This window comes from Enterococcus sp. DIV0755b, from assembly GCF_051713765.1.
Taxonomy (GTDB): Bacteria; Bacillota; Bacilli; order Lactobacillales; family Enterococcaceae; genus Enterococcus_C; species Enterococcus_C canintestini.
Map to the genome: position 1 here is coordinate 910,743 of NZ_JBIOQN010000001.1, position 22,546 is coordinate 933,288.

Below are 22,546 nucleotides of genomic sequence, written 5' to 3' on the forward strand. Positions count from 1 at the left end.
TCTAAACATTTAATTTTGAAAAGAGGAATTTACAATGCCACAAGGTGGAGGCGGCCGTGAAGCTGCAATATTTGATGATGAACTACCAAAACCAAAAGGAACATTTAAATTTAAAGATTTTTTGAAACTGATTAATAGTGTTAGCCCCAAAAAAGGGCTCTTTGCTTTTGGTCTATTATTAAGTTTAATTACCAGCGGTGCTAGTTTAATCGTGCCGCAATTAACCAAAGGATTAGTTGATACCAGTGAATTAGCAAAAATTGATGGTAAAATGGTGGCGGTCTTAGGCATAGCTTTTATCGTTTATTTGGGCTTTGGTGCAATTGGCGGTTACTTTTTGCGTTATGTAGGTGAAAGCTCGGTAAAGACATTACGGGAGAAATTATGGCATCATCTTTTGCATCTGCCAGTAGGTTATTACGATAATCATAAATCAGGTGAAAGTAGTTCTCGACTGGTAAATGATACAAGTGTCATTAAAGACTTGGTTACAACCCAATTCCCTAATTTTATTACCGGTGCTATTCAATTAGTCGGATCTGTGATTATCTTATTTATCATGGACTGGAAAATGGCAGCCTTAATGTTTATTTCAGTGCCAATTGTGATGATAGTCATGCTACCAATTGGCAAAATTATGATGAAAATTGGGAGACAGATGCAAAGTGCATTGGCAGATTTTAATGCGGATACGACCGAAAAGATTTCTGAAATTCGTTTAATTAAATCCAGTAACGGTGAAAATTATGAAATGAAACATGGTGGTCGTTATATTGATAAAATCTTTAAATTAGGATTAAAAGATGCCAAGGTTGAAGCAATCTTACAGCCAGTTATGATGACGACGATGTTGGGATTGTTTGTTGGTATTTTAGGTTATGGCGCAGTGCGCGTACAAGCTGGGACGCTAACCAGCGGTGAACTGGTTGCTTTTTTATTGTATCTTTTTAATATCATTACACCAGCTGCTAGTTTTGCGACCTTCTTTTCTCAAGTTCAAAAAGCGATGGGAGCAACAGAACGGATTCAAGCAATCCTAGACACACCAACAGAAACAATTACTGTTGATACAAATATTACTGTCACCGGGAAAACGATTGAAGCGAGTCACTTATCTTTTAGCTACGATGAATCAAAAGTGATTTTACAAGACGTTTCTTTTACCGCAAAACCTAATACGGTGGTCGCTTTTGCCGGACCGAGTGGTGGTGGGAAATCAACTATTTTTGGATTGTTGGAACGTTTTTATGAACCAAAGTCTGGCACGATTACCATTGGTGGACAAAATATCAATGACTTATCTTTGAAAGATTGGCGTTCACAAATTGGTTATGTTTCACAAGATAGTGCTGTTTTTGCTGGCAGTATCCGAGATAATTTACAGTACGGATTAGATCATTTACTAACAGATGAAGAAATGTGGCAAGGATTATCATTGGCTTTTGCAGACCAGTTTGTAAGAGAATTTCCTGATCAATTAGATACTGAAATTGGTGAACGAGGAGTTAAATTATCTGGTGGCCAAAAACAACGGATTGCAATTGCTCGTGCCTTTTTACGCAATCCGAATATCTTGATGTTAGATGAAGCTACAGCTAGCCTAGATTCGCAATCAGAAGAAAAAGTGCAACGGGCATTAGATCAATTAATGGCAGGACGGACGACATTAGTGATTGCGCACCGACTTTCAACCATTGTTGATGCTGATAAAATTTACTTCATCGAACATGGAGAAGTTACCGGCAGTGGTACGCACCGTGAATTAATCGCGACACACCCATTATATGCTAAATATGTTTCAGAGCAAGTAGTGGAATGAAAGTTTGCGTTTGTTCCAAGTAACGCTTTCAAGTTCTTTTAGTTCATTTTTGAATCCTTGTTATTGAGAGATACTTTTAGAAGTATCTCTTTTTTTATAGGTAAAGAGATTAGACTATATGAGATTCACAAAGCGTGAAGACAATATCACAAGGTTGTTTGGAGTTAGCTTCATGAACTCAATCTCTGCGGTAATAAAGTGAAATTTGAAAAAAATTAATTTATCAATATCTCGTCTTGTTGCTTAAGAGCTGACTGAGTCCGTTCAGCTTTTTTGCTCGTTTAAACCATATTTCTATTTTTAAGATGATGGGACTTAGCACATGATAAAAATACTCTCTGTTTTTCATCATGATATATTTAAAAAAAAGTAATGTAAGCGTTGACAAAGTATAAGTTTAACGTTAAACTACAAGAGAAGTTGAACGTTAAACTTAACAAGGAGGAGAACTTCATGAAAATGAGTAAAGTTTTGACAGCACTAGCTACTGTTTTGATGGTAGGTACTTTGGCAGCCTGTGGTTCATCAAGCAAAGATAGTGCAAAAGGTACCAGTGATACTAAAGAAGATAAAGGAATGGAAGTTTTGGGAGATCACGTGAAATTTGATCCGAATAAACTCGTCAATGATGGTAAGCCAATTGAAATTGAATATTGGACTTGGAATGAAGGCGACCCTGCTATTACAATGGCAAAAGATTACGAAAAAATTTATCCAAATGTGACAATTAAGGTTGTCAATCATCCCTGGGATGATTACTGGACAAAATTACCATTAGCCTTAAAGGGTGATAATGGACCTGCAATTTTTAATATCCATAATTCTCAACATGACTTGCTATTTCCTTATTTAGCACCATACGATATTAAAACAGAAGATTTACAAGCAGATTTTACTTCTGTTGATCCCCATATTATTGATGGTAAGGTCTATTATACTGATAGCATGATTAATACTGGAAATATCTATTATAATAAAAAGTTATGGCAAGAAGCTGGTTTAACAGACAATGATATTCCTAAAACTTGGGAACAATTTCGTGAAGTAGCGAAAAAATTAACGAAAAAAGACGGCAACAAAATTACTCAAGCTGGTTTTAACTGGAATGGTGAAACTTATAGTGCAATCTATGAAGGGTTAAATTATCAAAAAGGGGAACTACTTTTTAAAGATAATGGTAAAAAAGTTAATTATGATAATGAAGTAACGAAAGAAAATTTACAATTTTTAATTGATCTTTATGAAAAAGATGGTGTTGGCTCAAAAGATTTTGGGGCTGAGTCTTCACAAAGCTTTGGAAATGGTCAATCTGCTATGGTTTATAAATGGGGTTGGTACCTAAATGAGTTGAAGACGAACTATCCAGATATTGATTTTGGAGTTTTTGCAACACCGACACCATCAGAAGATACTCCTTTTGCTTATGATCGATTTAATGGAGAAAGTACACCTGGAATCAATAAGAATCAATCAAAAGAACAACAAGCTATTGCCCAAGATTTCTTAAAATATTGTTTAGCAAATGACGAATATTCAAAAACAGGTGCGCTAGCATTGGCATCGTTTCCTACAAAAAAATCATTAGCAAATGACAAAGACATTATGGCGAATCCAGTTTTAGAAGCTATTGCTCCACGAGTTGAACGTCTAATTTGGCCTGGTCCATTCCCTGCTACAGTAGAAAGCACGGGTACGCAAACAATGGAAGATGTTTTATTTAATGGGAAAGATTTAAATGCTGCTGTAAAAGCAGGACAAGAAAAAATGGAAAAAGATATGAAAGATGCTGATTTCACATCTTTAGAAGATAGTTACGCACATATTGACGAAGCAAAATAAGTTGTCAGGTAGGGTGTGTCAAAATTTTGACACACCCTTTTTCAAAAAAGTTAGTAGAAAGTACATCTTTGACACTATCTGCTAACTGGAGTCGCACCAAAGGGGTGAAGTAAATGCAAGCTGTTAATAAAAAAAGAAATTTTTTTAATTTAAAAAATATAGCAGTGGTTTTGTTGATTATCTATTTTGCTATTTTTTTGGTTTATCCAATTTATAAAGCTTTTGCGGGAAGCTTACATGATTGGAATCCAATGATTGATAAATACGATTTTGTTGGTTTGGATAATTTTAAAGATGTTTTAACTAGTGATCTATTTTGGAAATCAATGTCCAATACATTTGTTTTTACATTTTTTTCTGTGTTGTTTCGAGTAGTATTGGGATTAGGACTGGCGTTGTTAATTTCTTCAAAATTAACAAAAGCTAAAACATTATTTCAAGGTCTTTTTTATATGCCAACCATTACACCGCTGGTAGCTGTTTCCTTTGTTTGGATGTGGATGTTTGATCCACAATTTGGCTTAATTAATAAAGTTTTTCATCTTGATATTAATTGGTTGAAAGATACACACTGGGCATTACCGGCCATCATCATTATGACCATTTGGAAAGATTTTGGTTATGCGACTGTTCTTTTTTTAGGTGGTTTGATGGGATTACCAGAAGACGTTTTTGAAGCAGCAGAAATTGATGGTGCGAGTTCTTGGCAAACGTTTTGGCGCATCACAGTTCCATTGTTAAAACCAACGACTTTGTTTGTTGTAATTACCTCTTTAATTACGTATTTACAAGCATACATTCAAATATTAATTATGACAGATGGGGGCCCGGGTACTTCAACATATGTCATTTCATATTTAATTTACGATGAAGCTTTTGTAAAGTATAATTTTGGTTCTGCTTCTGCAATGGCAATTATCTTGTTTGTAATTATTGGAATTTTAACGATTATAATGTTTAAAGTTACAGGTGAAGGGAAGGGAAATCAATGAAAAATATCCGCTCAATTCTTTTAAACGTCGTTTTATTGGTATTAGCTTTGGTAACAATTATTCCTTTTATCTGGATGTTGATTTCTTCTTTTGCACCAAACAGTGAAATTGTTAAAATTACTGGGTCTCTTTTCCCAACCCCGTCAACTTTTCAAAATTATATTGATGTGCAAGAAAAATTTAATTTTATGCGTATGTTTGCTAACAGTTTATTCATAGCAGTATTAACAACTGTTATTATCATTTATACTAGTTCATTGATGGGATTTGTTTTTGCTAAATTTCGTTTTAAGGGGAAGAATTTGCTGTTTGGTGTAGTTTTGAGTACGATGATGTTACCATGGGCAGTTACAATTATTCCTAAATATGAAATGATGGTAGATTTCGGCTGGTTAAATACGTATAAGGCATTAATCATTCCTTCTATGGTCTCTGGATTTGGTATTTTTATGTTTCGTCAAGCAATTTCGCAAATACCAGATGAGTTGATTGAAGCGGCAAGGGTAGATGGTGCCAGTGACTTTTATATTTTCCACCGAATAATTTTGCCAATGTCGCAAAATGCTATTGCTAGTTTAGCAATTTTCCAATTTTTGTGGAGCTGGGAAGACTTTTTGTGGCCGTATTTGATGATTAATGATGAATCAAAACAACTTTTATCAGTAGGATTACGTTTGTTTAATGGACAATATGGAACAGATTATGGCGGTCTTTTTGCCGCAACTGCAATTTCAATCATTCCAGTAGTAGTAATTTATATTGCTTTTCAAAAACGATTTATCGCTGGCGTTTCTAGTGGTGCTATTAAATAAAGATTTATAAACAAAAGAGATAGTAAGAAAGGGCGAAGAAACATGAAAATCACCATAAAAAAAATTGCAGCAGAAGCAGGAGTCAGTGTTACAACTGTTTCAAATGTAATCAATAATAAGGCTAATCGTGTTTCAGACGAAAAAAAGGAGCTAATTAATCAGATTATTAAAAAATATGATTATTCGCCAAATATGAATGCGCGTGCTTTAGTACAGTCATCTTCGCATTTAATTGGTTTGCTGTATTTTTCTGAACGTCCTCGTTTAGATTTTACTGATCCTTTTGTTGCTGAAGTGTTAGAGGGTATCGAGCGTGTTGCAAAAGAAAAAGGTTTTTTTACTTTGATTCACAACATCACCTCGCAACAAGATATTGAAGATATTCAAAAAAACTGGAAATTCGATGGTTTAATCGCGGTTGGGTTTAATCAAGCATTTTTTGAATTAATCAACGAGAGTATCAGTGTACCGATTGTATTTATTGACACGCATCTTGATGAGCGCGTCTACAATAATTTACATGATTATCCTAATCGTTACTTTTTAAATACCGACGATTTTCACGCAGCTTTTAAGCCAACAGAATATTTGGTTGAAAAAGGACATAAAAAAATTGCATTCTTATCTTACGATTTTGACCTGACACAATCTGGGGTAGTACAACAACGCTATATTGGGTACATGTCAGCATTAAACGCACATGACATTGATGTAGAAGAAAATTTGATTTTTACAGAGGAAGACTTTGAAACGTTATTGTCGGCTATAGATTCTTTCACAGCAATTTTAGTTACAGCCGATTATTTAGCAATGCAGTTGATTCATTTTCTAAAAAGCAAACATGTTTTTTATGAACGACAAATTTCTGTTATTGGTTTTGATGATATAAAATACGCGGCATTAAATGATCCACCATTAACCACGGTTAGATTGGATCAACTAGCTAAGGGGCAAAAAGCAATGGAAATTTTGGTTTCTGTTATTGGTGGAACGAAAAAAGAATCGGAAGTCTTTAATTTAGATAGTGAGTTAATCATTCGACAAACGGTGCATCAATATAAAAATAAGAAATAGGACGTGGAAATATGGCAAAAGTAGCAGATCTTTATTACCAATTAGATCCATGGAAAATTGTCGAAAAAGGTTTTGATAAAAGTCGTAATGAAGTTTCGGAGGCAATATTTGCTCTAGGTAATGAATATATGGGTATTAGGGGTTACTTTGAGGAAGGTTTTTCCGGCAACAGTCTACTAGGTAGCTATTTTAATGGTATTTATGAAAATAGTCCCGAAGAAAATCGCGTGCAATATAAAGGTATCGTTAAACGTAGCCATTTCATGGTGAATGCAGTTGACTGGTTAAAAACTGAAATTATTATTGATGGTCAGCGCTTGGATTTAAATCACGATAATATTAGTGAGTACTATCGAGAGCTAGATTTACGTAGTGGTCTTTTAACACGGAGTTTTCAAATTAACACAAAAACAAATAAAGAAGTATTTTTCAAATTTGAACGATTTTTAGATATGGAACAAGCGCAGTGGGGTTATCAAAAAATTTCTGCGTATACTAAATCCGGCACAGTAGACCTAGAACTTATATTAGGAGCCGATTTCAATAGTGAACACGTTTCTCAAGGCCAAAATTTTTGGCAGGAGGTTAAAAAAGACACAGTTGGAGAAACGACCGGAATTATAGGGGAAACACTAACAACAAAACAAAAAATCTTTAGCGGGTTTTGTCTAAAGAATAATCAATCCCTGTCCAGTGAAGTAGTGACAAGGGATAAATTTATCGGCCGTAAGTTTAACGTTAAACTTGACTCTGATAATTATTTTGAAGTAGAAAAGTATGTTACCAATATCGTTAGTAAAACACCAGTTGCAACGGAAAAATTATGGCAAGAAGGTATTCATGATAGTCAAATACAGCAACAATTTAGCTATGAGCAAATTAAATCTAATCAAAAAATTTACTGGGAAAAAATTTGGGAAAAATATGACATTACAATTAACGGGGATGAATTAAATCAACAAGGAATCCGATTTTGTATTTTCCAATTACAACAAACATATCATGGACAAAATCCAACAAATAATATTGGCGCAAAAGGATTGACCGGGGAATCATATGGTGGCTTAGCATTTTGGGATACAGAAACATGTTGTTTACCATTTTATTTATTGAATAATTTAGCTGCTGCAAAGAATTTATTAGAATTTCGCTACGAAACATTATCTGAAGCACGACTACGGGCACGTGAGCTAGATTGTGAAGGTGCATGTTACCCAATTGCAACATTAAATGGTCACGAGGCAAGTGATTTATGGCAACATGCCAGTCTACAGTTTCAGCCAAGTACGGGCGTTGCTTATGGCATTTTTCATTATATGAATTTGTCACAAGATATTGAATTTTTGTATGGTCATGGCATAGAGATGTTAATTGAAATTTGTCGCTTTTTAGCTAGTCGCGGTGATTTTAGTCCTACCGGAGAATTTGGCTTTTTTGGTGTAATGGGTCCCGATGAATTTCAAATGATGGTGAACCATAATGGGTATACTAATTATATGGCTAAAAAAACTTTTGAATATACATTACAAACTTTAAAAGAAATTATTCGGACTAATCCTGCAAGAATAGGAGAATTAACCAGTGAGTTACTCTTGACACAAGAAGAACAAATACTGTGGAAAAAATGTGCGGACAAAACATTGATGTTAGTACGAGAAGATGGTGTAATCGAACAACATGATGGTTTCTTTAAATTGCCGCATCTTGATATTCAAAAAATTCCGATTACTGATTTTCCATTATATCATCACTGGTCTTACGATCGTATTTATCGAAATGATATGATTAAACAACCCGATGTTTTGATGTTTCAATTTTTATATAATCAAGATTTCTCTTTTGAGTCAAAAAAAGTCAATTATGAATTTTATGAACCTAAAACAATTCATGAATCTTCTTTGTCGCCTTCAATTCATTCTATCTTAGCTGCTGAATTAGGAAAGAATAATGATGCGTATGACTTTTTTGGGTTTGCAACACGAATGGATTTGGATAATTACAATCGTAATACAAGAGAAGGCTTGCATACGACTTCTATCGCAGCTGCTTGGATGAATATTGTTTATGGTTTTGGCGGTGTTAGAACTGACGGACCAATACTTTTATTAAATCCGACTATCCCTGCTGTCTGGCAAGATTACGAATTTAAAATTACTTATAAAAATGCGTTGATTGCCGTAAAAGTGACCCAAGAGAAAGTTTCATTAACCAAAGTTACAGGTCCTGACGTTAAGATAAAGTTATATGATAATACAGTTACATTAGATGATAAAGTGTACGAAGTTGAAAGAGTAAGTTAGGAGGGACATGAATGTCTTGGAAAATTAGTGCAGATTATGATCCCAACCAAATTGTTGCAAATGGCAATAAGTTTCTCTTAGCTAACGGTTACATGGGTTATCGCGGTACAATGGAAGAGTATGGCGCACCACAACTAACAGCAAATACTATTTTAGGTCTATATGACCAAGCAGAAGATAAATGGCGTGAGCCCGTTAATGCACCAAATGGTTTGTTTTTTAAAATTTTTGATCAAGAAAATGAAATCAGTTTGTTAACTCAAAAACCTTCATATCATCAACAAATGCTAAATTATAAAGAGGGAACCCATATCAGAAAAACTTCATTTTCCTATCAAGAAAATATTATTACTCTTCATACAGAGCGTTTTTTGCATATGGAACGTTTTCATTTGATGGCTGATGAAATACAGTTATCTGCTGAAAAACCAATCACCTTACAAGTTAAAATTGGTATTGATACAGCTGTTTGGGATATTAACGGTCCTCACTTAATAAACTTTGAAACGGAACGTTTAACTAGTCAGATTATTGTCTCTGCCCAAACTCAGGAAATGCGCAAAAAAATTACTACAGCGCAAGCAGTGTGTGGTTCACAATTAAAATTTCTTAAAAGTGAAGGACAATTTAACTACTATGAAATTGATATCACACCCACGCCGACCATCTTTCATATTTTTGCTACAACTTTTAATGATAATGATTGTCTTAATCCAAAAAATGCTGCAAAAAAAGAATTGGATACGATTATGGCAATGGACTTTGCGAGCTTAAAAGAAGAGCACATTCAAGTTTGGCAAGCATTATGGGAAAAAGCAGATGTAGAAATTGATGGCGATAATCCGGCACAAGAAGCAATTCGATATAGTTTGTATCAGTTGTTGTCTATTGCACCCAGACACTCTGATAAGGTCTCTATACCAGCTCGAGGATTGTCTGGACAAACTTATAAAGGTGCAATTTTTTGGGACACAGAAATGTTTATGCTACCCTTTTTCATGCATGTCTTACCTGAAGTTGCCAAAAATATTTTGTCTTATCGGATTCATACACTTCCTGGAGCAATAGCAAAAGCCAAAGAATATGGTTTTAATGGGGCTTTTTATGCTTGGGAGAGTCAAGAGTCGGGGCAAGATGCTACATCAGATTATAACGTGACTGATGTTTTCACCAAGCGCCCTATGCGGACTTATTTTCGTGACAAACAAATTCATATTTCTGGCGATATTGCTTATGCTTTTTGGCAATACTATGAATATACAGAAGATTTAAATTTACTTTTAGCTGGGGGAGCGCGAGTTATTTTTGAATGTGCTAAATTTTATTATTCTTATGCATACTACAAAGTAGAAAAAAATCGCTTTGAATTGATTGATGTAATTGGACCAGATGAGTATCACGAACGGGTTTATAACAATGCTTATACTAATAAAATTGCTCTTAAAACAATAAAAAATGCCCTTGATCTGTGGGAGATTTTAGCACAAAAGGCGCCAGATCAATTGAAAGAAATTTTGACTGAATCAAAATTAACAATGACAGAAAAAGAGCAATTTCAACAGTTTTATGATGAACTATATATGCCAAGTCCAAATGAGGACGGTATAATTGAGCAATTTGATGGCTATTTTTCTTTAGAAGATGTATCTGTATCGACTGTGAAAAATCGTTTATTAAATGATAAAGAGTATTGGGGTGGTGCGTACGGTGTTGCTGCAGACACACAGGTTATTAAGCAAGCTGACGTTATCTTTATGCTACATTTATTTGGGGAAGAATACACTAAAAGTGAAATTCAAAAAAATTGGCAGTATTATGAACCAAGAACTGAACATGGTTCATCATTGAGTGCTTGTATTTATGCTTTAGTAGCTTGTCAGTTTGATAATCAAGATTGGGCATATCCTTATTTTATGAAAACAGCAACTGTTGATTTAACGGAAAATACAAAACAATATGCAGGAACTATTTATATTGGTGGTACTCATCCTGCTGCTAATGGGGGTGCGTGGATGTCAGCTGTACAAGGGTTTGGTGGCTTATCCGTTAAAAACGGGCAGTTGGTAACTAATCCTAGACTACCAAAAAATTGGCGAAGATTAGCTTTTAATATTAACTTTCATGATGCCACGTATTATATTGAAATTAAAGCTGGTAAAAAACCTAGTATTACAAAAAAATAATAAGTTGAAAAGACATCTTTTGAACTGTACGGGCTCAAAATTAGATATAAATTTTTGAGGTAGTCGTTAGTTCATATTCAGATGTCTTTTTGTTTAGCTTTATGTTGTTTGCGTAGAATTTTAGCTGATAGTAGCTTTTTTAGAGAAAATATAGCAAACTTAAAACAAAGAGAGGATGAAGGAAATGGCAACGATAGGATTTTATGGTGCGGGAAATATGGGACAGGCAATGCTTGCTGGTTTGTTAGAAGCAAAACTTTACGCACAAGATGCGATATTTGTTTATGATGCTTATAAACCATCTTTGGAAAAAATCAAGGAAAATTTTGGTGTTAAAACACTGACAGATAGTGATGAACTCATTCAAAAAAGTGATATTATCATTTTTGCAGTTAAGCCGAATATTTTACTTGAAGTATTACCGCAAGTCGCAAAAGTTATAAAAAATGAACAACTTGTAGTTTCTATAGCTGCTGGAATTACCATTGATACGCTAGTGGATTGTCTTGGAGAAACTCAGAAAATTTTGCGTGTTATGCCTAATACTCCGGCATTAGTGGGAGAAGCAATGTCAGCAGTCGCGGCTAATACAGTTGTTACTTCAGAAGAAATTGCGCAGGTTTTAGCTATTTTCCGTAGTTTTGGTAAAGCCGAAGTTGTTCCTGAAAAGATGATGGATTGTGTCACAGGATTAAGTGGTTCAGGTCCTGCATTTGTTTATTTGTTTATTGAAGCATTAGCCGATGGCGCTGTTTTTGAAGGCATGTCACGAGAGATGGCTTATGAATTTGCAGCACAAACAGTCTTAGGTGCGGCTAAAATGGTGATTGAGACAAAAGAACATCCGGGCGTTTTAAAAGATCAGGTAACTTCACCTGGTGGTACGACTATCACAGGCGTAAAAACTTTGGAGACAGAAGGCTTACGAGCAGCTACAATGGCAGCAGTCAGTGCGGCTACCAAAAAAAGTCGACAGCTGGGAAATTAGTGGAGGTCTTAAAATGCCGAAATCAACTTTTTTAAATCTAACCGCCGACAAACAAGAAAAAGTTGAAACAATTTTATTGGCAACTTTTTATAATCGGCATATTTCACAAATCAAAGTATCTGAGATTGTGGAAAAAATGGGCATGTCACGGGGGACTTTTTACAAATATTTTATCGATTTAGCTGATGCACACAACTACATCGTTCAAAAGGCTTCAATTGCGGTCCATCGCGATATTTTAACTTCAGTTTATACCACGTCGGAGGATTTATTTGAAGGAATTGCGAACTATTTAGAAAAAATCGCGGTAATTAGTAAAACGGCCACAGAATGGCAACAAATTCAGTTACTGACAGCAAATCCGGCAGTTTTTGCCAAGCGTAATCATAGTAACAACGGGCAAAATGCGATGGTATTGCAATGGCAGGAGCTGCTGTTGAAAAACGATATTGAGTTGGATACGCTAGAAGAAACACAAGAACTATTATTTTTAATTATGGATTTTGTCATGGAGATTTTAACGGCTTTTATCGTTAATGATTGGGATGAAAAGCAGTTATTAAAAGTTTATCGGATGCGGATTAAATGGTTAAAAAATGGTATTCAAAAGTAATAAATTGGAAACATTCGTTAAAACATTTAGCTTAAGTAGAACTATTGGATGTTCGCTTAAGCTGAATGTTTGTTTTTATTTTGTAAACTTCCTATCTTAGATAAAGTGAAGGAAATTCATCGATTATGATATTGTCAAAAAGATTATTCTATTTAGTGAGGGGAAAATTCGAGATTTGTTGACAACTTTAGCAGTCAATAAAGAGCTTGATGGCAAAACATTAAGAAAAAATTAAGTGGATTGGTACTTATAAGCAAAAATAGTGACAAAATGTCACTGTAAGATTAAAGTGAACAACGTACTCAAGCAAGAAAATTGTAAATAGGTAAGGATGATGAATATGTTTTTAGCACTTAAAGAAATGCGCTATGCAAAACTACGTTATGGTCTAATCATTGGCATTATGCTGTTGGTTTCTTATGTAGTCTTCTTGCTATCAGGACTAGCTTCAGGACTAGCGCAAGAATTTATGCAAGCGGCAGATGATTGGCAAGCAGATACGGTGGTTTTGGCCAAAGACGCCAATAAGTCATTAAATGCTTCACAGTTAACGCTGCAAGATTTTAATGATGTAAAGACAACAAGTAAAAAGACGCCAATTAGTATTTACAACGGTGCTGCTAAATTAGATAAGAAGACAACAGATATTACATTATTTGGTACAAGTTCAGATGCGTTCATGTTGCCAAAAGTTACCAAAGGCAGTAATGATTTAAAGAAAAATGATATCATTATTTCACAAAATTTAGCAGATGAAGGTTATCAAATAGGAGATAAAATTACGATTGGGAAATACGAAGAAAAATTAACAGTCGTTGGTATCTTTAAAGCTACGTATTACACGGTTACACCAGTTATATATGCGGACACAGAAACATTTGTGAATGTGAAATATAACGGGCAATTACCGCAAGATAACACTCAAATGCCAATCAATGGTATTTTAGTCAAAAAAGGTAGTCCGGATTTAACAAGTGATCAAAAAGAAGATTTGGATGCTTTATCATTAACTGATTTTATTGAAGCTATTCCAGGTTACTCAGCTCAAAACTTGACGTTAAATGGCATGATCTACTTCTTATTTATCGTAGTAACAGCAGTTATTGGGATTTTTATGTACGTGATGACATTACAAAAGACAGCGACTTTTGGCATTATGAAAGCAGAAGGTATCTCAACTGGTTTTATTGCCAAATCAATTATTGCACAATCTTTCATGGTCGGGGTAATGGGCGTGATTGGCGCTGCTGTATTGGCCTTTTTAACTAGTCTGATATTACCGAGTGCCATGCCATTTCAAATTGTGACAAATGACTGGCTCTTATATGGTGTTGTCTTAATAGTCGTAGCTGTTATTGGCGGGCTGTTTTCAATTCGAACAGTAACCAAAGTAGATCCAATTACAGCAATTGGAGGTTAAAAAAATGGAAAATGCTTTAGAAATGAATAATGTAAAAAAAGTTTTTGGTAGTGGTCATACGCAAATTACCGCTTTAAAAGGTATTGATTTTGCAGTTAAACCGGGAGAATTCGTCTCGATTATTGGTCCTTCTGGTTCTGGGAAAAGTACTTTTTTGACAATTGCTGGTGGGTTACAGACGCCTTCTAGTGGTAGTATTTTAATTAATGGCAATGACTTTACTAATTTAAATGAAAAAAAACGGAGCCAACTACGCTTTAAAGAAATCGGCTTTATTTTACAAGCTTCAAATTTAATTCCTTTTCTAAAAATTGAGGAACAATTTTTCTTAGTGGATAAAGTGAAAAAAGCCAATTTAGATAAAGAACGTGTGGAAACCATTTTACGTTCTTTAGATATTTTAAACTTAAAAGATAAATATCCCCGTGATTTATCCGGTGGTGAACGACAACGAGTAGCTATTGGACGAGCTTTATACAATGATCCGAGTGTTATTTTAGCAGATGAGCCCACTGCTTCATTAGATACGGATCATGCTTTTGAAGTCGTTAAACTTTTAGCCCATGAAGCGCATCAAAATAAAAAAGCCACTATCATGGTGACCCATGATCCCCGCATGACACAATGGAGTGATCGGGTGTTGAAAATGACAGATGGTGTGTTACAACCAGTTCCAAAAGAAAATTAAAGAAACTGCCTGTTCTCAATAATTTGAGAGCAGGCAGTTTTTTTAGGTAAAGAGCTTTTATATTTTTTAGAAATAAGTTTTATCTACCGGCGTCATTGCTAGCAAAATGAACGTACTCGCTACGACAATAAGCTGAAATTTAAAGAAATTTGAAAAAATAATTGATTAAAATTCCTGCTTATTACTTGCGAGTGATTTACCTTTTTTACTTCTCATATTTTAAATGCTGTGTTTTACAGATTCATTTTCAATTTCCCCGAGTTCTACTTGAATGGTGATATGAGAAAGGGCAAAATTTTTCGTTAATTCATGATCTAACTTTTCTAAAAATTGATTGTTATCTGCCAGTGTTTGCCGGCAAATGTGAACAGTCAGTGCATTTTCAGTTGTGCTTATCCCCCAAATATGCAGATCGTGGATGGCTAAAACACCAGGAGTAGCTTCAATGAATTTCTTTACTTCATCGTAATCGACAGCTTTTGGAACAGCATCAAGGGATAAATTGACGGCATCGCGTAATAGTCCCCATGTGCCAATAAAAATGATGACAGCAATCACTAAGCTGATAACAGGATCTAACCAGAACCAGTTGGTGAATTTCACAATAACTGCAGCAACTACCACCCCAACAGACACCAGCGTATCAGCAGCCATATGCAAAAACGCACCTTTAACATTTAAATCGTGGTGTTGATCTTTCATAAAAAGATAGGCGGTAAAACCGTTAATTAAAATACCGATTAAAGCTACCACGATGACCTTATTTTCGGCTACTGGCTGCGGATTTTGTAGTCGTTGTAGTGCTTCTACTAAAATACCACCGATGGCTACTAATAAGAAAATTGCGTTAAATAAAGCAGCTAAAATCGAGCTGCGCTTATAACCATACGTCCGATTAGACGTGCGCGGTCGACTGCTTAATAAAACTGCTACCCATGAAACAACTAGTCCTAAAACATCACTTAGATTGTGACCAGCATCAGCTATTAAAGATAGCGCATTAGCTGAAAAGCCAAAAATTGTTTCGATAAAAACAAAAATTAGATTAATTAAAATCCCCAATTTGAAGGCATGATTGATATTGGCGGGGACAGAATGGTGTTCATGCATGTGATTTCCTCCAAGCCTAATGTGATAAATTTATAATGATTCGGATATGTACATAAAACGCATGAATATGTAATCATATATATTGAGTTTAACATAATGATTAAAATTGTGCGAAGGATAATGAGCCTCTTTTATAAATGAAACTTGTAAATAAAATCTAATTATATATTAGGGTGGACGTGTAAAGACAGCAATACTGTTTTGTCTAAAGATAGTTTGCTTTAAAAATTACAGAAAAATGTTCAAAAAATGAAGGTTATTTAACGGAAAAATGAGTTGAAATACGATATTTTATTTAAAGATAAAATTATATAATAAAGGCGTATTTAAGAATTTAAACTATTGAATTTGAAATGTAGAAAAAGTTATTTTTCTTATTTAAAAAATAAAGAAAAAAATAGAGGAGAGGGCTATGAAAAAAAGAGAATTGCTATTTGCGATCATTATGTTAGTTTGTCTTTTATCTGCTGGAATTAGCTTTTTTAAAGTCTACGCCAGTGCTGAACGACGGATGGATCAAGTGCTAGTCGATAAGATTACATTGCCCGCTGCCACAAAAAAGCATGTAATGAAAGAAGCATTATTAGAAGCTGCCCACTTAAATGAGATGCCGCAAGTTACAAAAGTAGAAATTCCGCAATTAGTTTCTATGCAAGAAGCTAAAATTGGCCAGTATCAAATTCCTTTAAAGGTTTATGTCCGTTTTAATAAAGTATTAACTCGTACCGTAACAGTGAATTTAGTTGATCAAACGGCGCCAGTTATTCATCAAGTAAAACCATTACAATTTTCTTATGGTGCAAAATTTAAGTGGGAAGATTACCTAGATATCAAAGATGATGTGGATGGTACAATCTCCTTAGCTGAAAGCCAAATCGACAAGGTAGACACTAAAAAAGTCGGGAAACAAAAAGTGACAGTACAAGTCAAAGATAGGGGTAATAATATAGCAAAGAAAGAGCTAGAAGTAGAAATATTCCCAAAAATACAACATAATGTGACTACCAGCGCAAAAAATACAGAATATGACAGTACCAACCGCGCCCTTGCACCTAAAACAATTAAGGCGCAATCACAAGGTCAAATACAAAAAGAAATGTCTCCTACTTCTAATGAAGAAAGTGCTAATTCAAGTAAATTAAAAAACGTCTTACAATTTAATGGTCAAACCATTCCTTTTAGACACATGCCAGGCGCTAGTGCGGCTCCTGAAACAGGGGCGGCAACTTGGAAGGGGACTGGCTTGGTTAAAGATGGGGAACCAACGCATTTTATTGGTCACAATCCAGGTGATTTTCATAGCGTGATGGAACTGTACGTTGGTGCACCGATTACAGTTTATGATGATTACGGTGACAAAAAGACTTACCATGTTTATGAAGTGATAGACGTTACAGATGAAGGATATAATGCAAATGATTTAAAAGATGACGTGTTGCCACGACTATTGGATGAAAAAGGAGAACGCATTAGCTTACAGACGTGTATCGACGAACAGATTAATCGTTGTGTATTGGCTCGTTAATAAAAAACTGAAACAAGTGATTGAAAAGTCAACCACTCGTTTCAGTTTTTTTATTATCGTTAGCATTTAATCTTTTTCATTTTCTGGTTCTACTACTTTATTATCTAAATCAGTTCGAACCACCAACACATCACAAGGAGCGTTACGAATAACATATTCTGAAACAGAACCGATGAACAGACGTTCCACTGCATTTAATCCTGTTGCACCTAACATAATCAAGTCTACCTCGTGTTCTTGCGGTAGTTGTTTGGCGATAATTGGTTTTGGTGCGCCGTATTCAATCACAGTTTTAATGTTGTGACATTCTTGTTCTTTGGCGTAAGTGGCATAATCATCGAGAGTTTGTTTGGCCATTTCTGTCGCTTGTTCTGCTAACATGCCATCAAAAGAAGATACAGTTTGAAAAGCTCGTGTATCAATAACATGAGCAATGAGTAGTTTTGCTTCATTTCGCTGCGCAACATTCACCGCTTTTTTAAAAGCTAATTCTGCTTCACTGGAACCATCGACAGCCACCATAATTGTTTTATATTGTTGTAACATTTTTCTCACTCCTTTACTTTGACAACGCCTCATAAAGCATCTTGTTATCTACAGTTTTATTGTAAACTACTTTAAGAGAATTGCAAAAAGGAAGCTATTGCAAAAAGATTATTTATTAAGTGATTTGGCTAATTTCAGACTAAAAAGAGCTGCAAGAATGAGTGCTAGAAAGATGTAGAGCAAAATGATAGTTTTTAAATTTACGACTGCTGTGATAAAGCCTAAAATTGCAAAAACAAAGTATAGTTGACCATAAGTATTTAAAAAACTTAAATCTTCTTTATTTGAAGCTAACAAAGGTGTTAGTAAGTGAGGCTTTTTTAATAAAATATAGCTTAAAAACAATAAAACTAAAGCAAATAAAATGACTAAGATCCGAATCATAAAATAAAACTCCTCTAAGTTAAAAATAAAAGCCGTCTGTCAAAAGACAGGCGGCTACATTCATAAAGAATGGGTAATATCCGTCGATGCCGTTATTCGTCCCATAGTATTGATCCCGCAATTTCTAGCAGGTGGGTTCCACGGTTAGAGTATCGAACTACCAAAGGAAAAGGCATGTTACCAACTCTCACACAGGACGGATCCCAATATATCAATAAAAATGTTCGGTCAACACACAAAAAGGATAACTCGTACATCACAGAATTCCCACTTACATAGTAGCATAGGGGGACAAAAGTAGCAACCAGATTGCTTTAGTTTTTGTAAACGCTATCTATGGCAACTTATCTTATTAAGACTACTGTAGTGTCATGTAAAGCAGCTAACGTAAACAATTTTTGAAAAAAGTGTTCATATTTTTAAGCTATTTAAACGAAGTAGTTTAGTCTGATAGTTTTTTTGTTTTCCGCTTTTGTTGCTGCCACTCTTTGATACGGTAATACTGTTGACCTAAAGCTTGTTCATATTTACCGGATGCTTTTGGTTGATAATAGTGAGCATCTTTAATTTTATCTGGTAAATATTGTTGGTTTACCCAAGCGTCTTCAAAATTATGAGGATACTGATACCCGATACCACGAGCTAAATCTTTTGCCCCTTGGTAGTGACTATCTTTTAAGTGGTCAGGGACATCACCTGTAGCGCCAGTGCGGATGTCTTGAATAGCTGCATCTAGTGCTGCATAGGCAGAATTTGATTTAGGTGAAAGACATAAGTCTACTACACAATCTGCTAAAGGAATGCGAGCTTCTGGAAGTCCTAAGCGTTCAGCAGCTAAAACGGCATTAACTGTGCGCGCGGCTGCGGCTGGGTTGGCCAAACCAATATCTTCATAGCCGATAACCATTAGACGACGGCAAATAATGGCTAAATCCCCCGCTTCAACTAAACGTCCTAAGTAATGAAGTGCAGCATCGACATCACTGCCTCGAATGGATTTTTGAAAAGCAGAAATCACATCGTAATGGGCATCACCATTTTTATCATGGGTAAGAGCTTTTCTTTGGATACATTCTTCAATAATGCTAAGTGTTAAGTGGATAATGCCATCTTGTTCGGGAGTTGAGCGTACGGCTAACTCTAAGCCATTTAAAGCGCTACGTAAATCACCATTAGTAGCCCGTGAAAGATGAAGGCGGGCGTTTTCATCAATTTTGACTGGATAATTTCCCAGACCGCGCTCTTTATCTGCTAAAGCCAAATCGACCGCTTGTAAAATATCTTCTTCTGAAAGTGGCTTGACTTCAAAAATTTGACAGCGACTACGAATCGCCGGATTGATGGTAATATAAGGGTTCTCGGTTGTAGCTCCAATCATGATAATGCGCCCACTTTCTAAGTGAGGCAAAAGAAAATCTTGTTTCGTTTTATCTAAGCGATGAACTTCGTCTAGTAATAAAATTACGGTTCCGCTCATTTTAGCTTCTTCAGCTACGACTTGTAGATCTTTTTTAGTATCAGTAGCAGCATTTAACATGCGAAAAGCATATTTAGTTGAGCCTGCAATAGCTGAGGCAATACTCGTTTTGCCAGTACCAGGTGGTCCATATAAAATCATCGAAGACAACATCTTGGCCTCCACCATCCGACGAATAATTTTACCTGGCCCAACTAGCTGTTGCTGGCCGACGACCTCATCTAAATTACGAGGGCGCATACGATAAGCAAGTGGCTTTTGCATAGGAAGAAAGCCTCCTTTTTTAGTTGATAAATTAATTGAAAAATTTTGAATTGTAATTACTAAACGTGCATTTTGGTTACAAGGACAGATTATAAAATTTTGCTCTTTTTAGCTACGGATAGTTAACCCGATAAGCTGATTAAAGTATAACATAGCTTTTTTGAAATGAAATTTTAGCGCTGAATAGATGAGATTGGGGGATTTTTAGAAGCAAATTGCAGAACAGTTTCATACAATTCCGTCTTAATGCTAAAGCGCTAGCCACGTTTGTTCCACTTTTTTTATAATTGTGGTAAATCCTTAAAAATCAACTGATTTCGTGGTCAGAAGGACGTCTTTTGTGTACAATGAGAAAAGGTGAATGTCATGCAAACATTAAAAGAAGTAAAAGAAATTTTGAATACAAAAACAACACCGGAAATTGCGGAATACTTAATTGGCATGTATATCGAAAATAAAACACCAAAGGGCATTACAGCCGGGTATATTGTCGATTGCGAGGCGTATTTAGGACCAGAAGATGAGGCTGCACACAGCTATGGTATGAGAAAAACGCCCCGTGTACGAGCGATGTATGAAAAAGCGGGAACGATTTATCTTTATACGATGCATACGCATTTGATTTTAAATATTATTACGCAGAAAAGTGGTTTGCCGCAAGGTGTGATGATTCGCGCACTTGAGCCAGCAGAAGGAATAGAATTAATGAAGGAAAATCGGGGTGGAAAAAATGGACCGCAACTTAGTAACGGTCCAGGTAAGTTAGTGGCAGCTTTAGGGGTCACCAAAGATTTGTATGGACAGTCTATCTTTTCTAGTTCCTTACGATTGGTGCCAGAAAAAAAGCGCACTGCTAAAGAAATTTTACGACTACCACGAATTGGAATTCCTAATAAAGGCCAGTGGACACAAATGCCGTTGCGGTATGCGGTAGCTGGAAATCCCTATATTTCACAACAAAAGAAAAATCAAATTAGAGAAGATTGGGGCTGGAAATAAAAATGAAAACGAATATTTTAACTTATTTAGATGAAGCGTTAACTAAAAAGGTATCTGATTATGATGTCGCCCTTGATTGGGATAAAAAAAATCATACGATTGAAATCGTCTTACGTTTTTTTGCAGAAAACAAAGAAAAACTGACCATTGACGATGCCACAGGGGTGGAGTCAGAAGAAGAAATTATTGAATTTGAAGATGGTATTTTATTATTTAATCCGGCAAAATCAAAATTTAATGAAGCTGATTATTTAGCCGTTTTACCTTATGAAGGTAAAAAAGGCATGGCAAAAGCGATGCTAGACGGTTTAGTAGACTACTTAAAAGATGTCTTAGATAAAGGTCAAAGTGACTTGTTAGACTTTTTAACAGATGAATCAGCGGCTGTTTTTGAGCTGACGTTTGACCACGATGTTTTGTTTGCTTTAATGAATAGTTATAAAGCAAAAGATGGGGATAGTTATATTCCTTATCCTGCTTACTAAAATGTATAAAGTAGTGTAAAGCAAGTAAAATAGCGTTTAGCGCTTTAAACTGCTGAAAATCTTAATTGAGGTGTACAACAATGAAATGGAATGAAATTAAAGTAGAAACCGCCAGTGAAGCAGTTGAAGCTGTAGCCAATATTTTAATGGAAGCTGGTGCTAGCGGGGTGGCCATTGAAGATAGTCTAGATGCAGAGTATTTTCAATCGGACGCTTTTGGTGAGATTTTAGATAAGACAGATTTTATTAACTTAGAAAAAGGGGCCGCAACAGTACAAGCTTACTTCCCAGAAACAACCTTTTTACCAGAAATCTTGCCTTTTATTAAAGATCGGATTAATAAACTACCTGAATTTGGTTTAGCGGTGGGAAAAAATAATGTGACCACAAGTGAAGTTTCTGAACAAGATTGGGCGACAGCTTGGAAAAAATATTATCATCCAGTCCGTGTCACGCGCTATTTAACGATTGTACCGCAATGGGAAAGTTACCAAGCGACAATGCCAGAAGAAAAAATTATTACGTTAGATCCCGGCATGGCTTTTGGGACAGGAACCCACCCGACAACAAATTTAACATTACAAGCATTAGAGATGACTTTGCGTGGTGGCGAAACGTTACTAGATGTCGGCACTGGTTCAGGAGTATTAAGTATTGCCAGTAAATTTTTAGGTGCAAAAGATGTTTATGCTTTTGATTTAGACGAGGTAGCGGTGCGCTCTGCTCAAGAAAATATGGATTTGAATCCTGTCGCAAAAGACGTTCACGTGAGCGCTAATGATTTATTAAACGGCGTTACAATTGAAGCTGACGTGATTGTTGCCAATATTTTAGCTGACATTATCATCAAAATGGTTCCCGATGCTTATCGTTTATTAAAGGATACTGGAACGCTGATTGTTTCAGGGATTATTGAAGATAAAAAAGCGGAAGTACTAGAAGTGCTGGAGGCAAACGGATTTTACGTGGCGCAAGTCTTGCAGCAAAAAGATTGGTTTGCGATTATTCTGAAAAAAGAGGAAGTTTAA

General features: G+C 35.5%; 19 protein-coding genes and 1 other RNA gene. 15 read left to right on the plus strand and 5 right to left on the minus strand.

The window, feature by feature from the left end; genetic code table 11:
- Positions 1–34: 34 nt before the first annotated feature.
- The 11 genes from IGI65_RS04410 (at position 35) to IGI65_RS04460 (ending at position 14,728) form a co-directional block, all read left to right on the plus strand.
- Entirely contained in the window at positions 35–1,819 is a 1,785-nt protein-coding gene (locus IGI65_RS04410) for an ABC transporter ATP-binding protein (RefSeq protein WP_438773349.1), read from the plus strand.
- A gap of 453 nt (positions 1,820–2,272) precedes the next feature.
- On the plus strand, positions 2,273–3,658 hold the full coding sequence (locus tag IGI65_RS04415; protein ID WP_438773350.1) for an extracellular solute-binding protein: 1,386 nt from the start codon (positions 2,273–2,275) through the stop codon (positions 3,656–3,658).
- Between the two features lie 113 nt (positions 3,659–3,771).
- Entirely contained in the window at positions 3,772–4,650 is an 879-nt protein-coding gene (locus IGI65_RS04420) for a carbohydrate ABC transporter permease (protein ID WP_271858515.1), read from the plus strand.
- Positions 4,647–5,462: a carbohydrate ABC transporter permease gene (locus IGI65_RS04425; protein WP_438773351.1), complete on the plus strand. Its 816-nt coding sequence runs from the start codon at positions 4,647–4,649 to the stop codon at positions 5,460–5,462. The genes IGI65_RS04420 and IGI65_RS04425 overlap by 4 nt, the downstream gene beginning before the upstream one ends.
- Before the next feature lie 42 nt (positions 5,463–5,504).
- Entirely contained in the window at positions 5,505–6,536 is a 1,032-nt protein-coding gene (locus tag IGI65_RS04430) for a LacI family DNA-binding transcriptional regulator (protein ID WP_438773352.1), read from the plus strand.
- Between the two features lie 11 nt (positions 6,537–6,547).
- Positions 6,548–8,836 (plus strand): glycoside hydrolase family 65 protein, encoded by a 2,289-nt coding sequence (locus IGI65_RS04435; protein ID WP_438773353.1) that lies wholly within the window; start codon positions 6,548–6,550, stop codon positions 8,834–8,836.
- An 11-nt stretch (positions 8,837–8,847) separates the two neighbouring features.
- Positions 8,848–11,019 carry a glycosyl hydrolase family 65 protein gene (locus IGI65_RS04440; RefSeq protein ID WP_438773354.1) on the plus strand — a complete coding sequence of 724 codons (2,172 nt, stop codon included), beginning with the start codon at positions 8,848–8,850 and terminating at the stop codon, positions 11,017–11,019.
- A gap of 184 nt (positions 11,020–11,203) precedes the next feature.
- Positions 11,204–12,007 carry a pyrroline-5-carboxylate reductase gene (gene proC / locus IGI65_RS04445; protein ID WP_438773355.1) on the plus strand — a complete coding sequence of 268 codons (804 nt, stop codon included), beginning with the start codon at positions 11,204–11,206 and terminating at the stop codon, positions 12,005–12,007.
- A 13-nt stretch (positions 12,008–12,020) separates the two neighbouring features.
- On the plus strand, positions 12,021–12,620 hold the full coding sequence (locus IGI65_RS04450) for a TetR/AcrR family transcriptional regulator (RefSeq protein WP_438773356.1): 600 nt from the start codon (positions 12,021–12,023) through the stop codon (positions 12,618–12,620).
- A gap of 340 nt (positions 12,621–12,960) precedes the next feature.
- Positions 12,961–14,040, plus strand: a complete 1,080-nt coding sequence (locus IGI65_RS04455; protein WP_438773357.1) for an ABC transporter permease — start codon at positions 12,961–12,963, stop codon at positions 14,038–14,040.
- A 4-nt stretch (positions 14,041–14,044) separates the two neighbouring features.
- Positions 14,045–14,728, plus strand: a complete 684-nt coding sequence (locus IGI65_RS04460; RefSeq protein WP_071864604.1) for an ABC transporter ATP-binding protein — start codon at positions 14,045–14,047, stop codon at positions 14,726–14,728.
- 219 nt (positions 14,729–14,947) lie between these two features.
- Here the strand turns inward: IGI65_RS04460 and IGI65_RS04465 are convergent, their stop codons facing one another.
- Positions 14,948–15,838 (minus strand): cation diffusion facilitator family transporter, encoded by an 891-nt coding sequence (locus IGI65_RS04465; protein ID WP_438773358.1) that lies wholly within the window; start codon positions 15,836–15,838, stop codon positions 14,948–14,950.
- 412 nt (positions 15,839–16,250) lie between these two features.
- On the opposite strand from IGI65_RS04465, the gene IGI65_RS04470 reads away from it, so the two are divergent.
- The gene (locus IGI65_RS04470) at positions 16,251–17,363 is read left to right on the plus strand and encodes a sortase domain-containing protein (protein ID WP_438773359.1); all 1,113 of its coding nucleotides are present in this window, start codon (positions 16,251–16,253) and stop codon (positions 17,361–17,363) included.
- Positions 17,364–17,429: 66 nt separating this feature from the next.
- On the opposite strand, the gene IGI65_RS04475 is transcribed toward IGI65_RS04470, so the two are convergent.
- From IGI65_RS04475 to IGI65_RS04490, 4 genes are all read right to left on the minus strand, one after another.
- Positions 17,430–17,909: a universal stress protein gene (locus IGI65_RS04475; RefSeq protein ID WP_071864607.1), complete on the minus strand. Its 480-nt coding sequence runs from the start codon at positions 17,907–17,909 to the stop codon at positions 17,430–17,432.
- A 108-nt stretch (positions 17,910–18,017) separates the two neighbouring features.
- A complete protein-coding gene (locus IGI65_RS04480; RefSeq protein ID WP_071864608.1) occupies positions 18,018–18,293 on the minus strand; it encodes a hypothetical protein in 276 nt (91 codons plus the stop codon).
- A 73-nt stretch (positions 18,294–18,366) separates the two neighbouring features.
- Positions 18,367–18,561: non-coding RNA, 6S RNA (gene ssrS / locus IGI65_RS04485), on the minus strand.
- A gap of 174 nt (positions 18,562–18,735) precedes the next feature.
- Entirely contained in the window at positions 18,736–20,034 is a 1,299-nt protein-coding gene (locus IGI65_RS04490; protein WP_412256122.1) for a replication-associated recombination protein A, read from the minus strand.
- Positions 20,035–20,400: 366 nt separating this feature from the next.
- Between IGI65_RS04490 and IGI65_RS04495 the strand changes: the two genes are divergently transcribed.
- The 3 genes from IGI65_RS04495 to prmA all read left to right on the plus strand — a co-directional run bounded on the left by IGI65_RS04495 (position 20,401) and on the right by prmA (position 22,546).
- Complete coding sequence (locus IGI65_RS04495; RefSeq protein ID WP_412256123.1) at positions 20,401–21,033, plus strand: DNA-3-methyladenine glycosylase; 633 nt, start codon at positions 20,401–20,403, stop codon at positions 21,031–21,033.
- A gap of 2 nt (positions 21,034–21,035) precedes the next feature.
- Positions 21,036–21,518, plus strand: coding sequence for a DUF3013 family protein (locus IGI65_RS04500; protein ID WP_438773360.1), 483 nt, complete (start codon positions 21,036–21,038; stop codon positions 21,516–21,518).
- A gap of 80 nt (positions 21,519–21,598) precedes the next feature.
- The gene (prmA, locus tag IGI65_RS04505) at positions 21,599–22,546 is read left to right on the plus strand and encodes a 50S ribosomal protein L11 methyltransferase (protein ID WP_095005872.1); all 948 of its coding nucleotides are present in this window, start codon (positions 21,599–21,601) and stop codon (positions 22,544–22,546) included.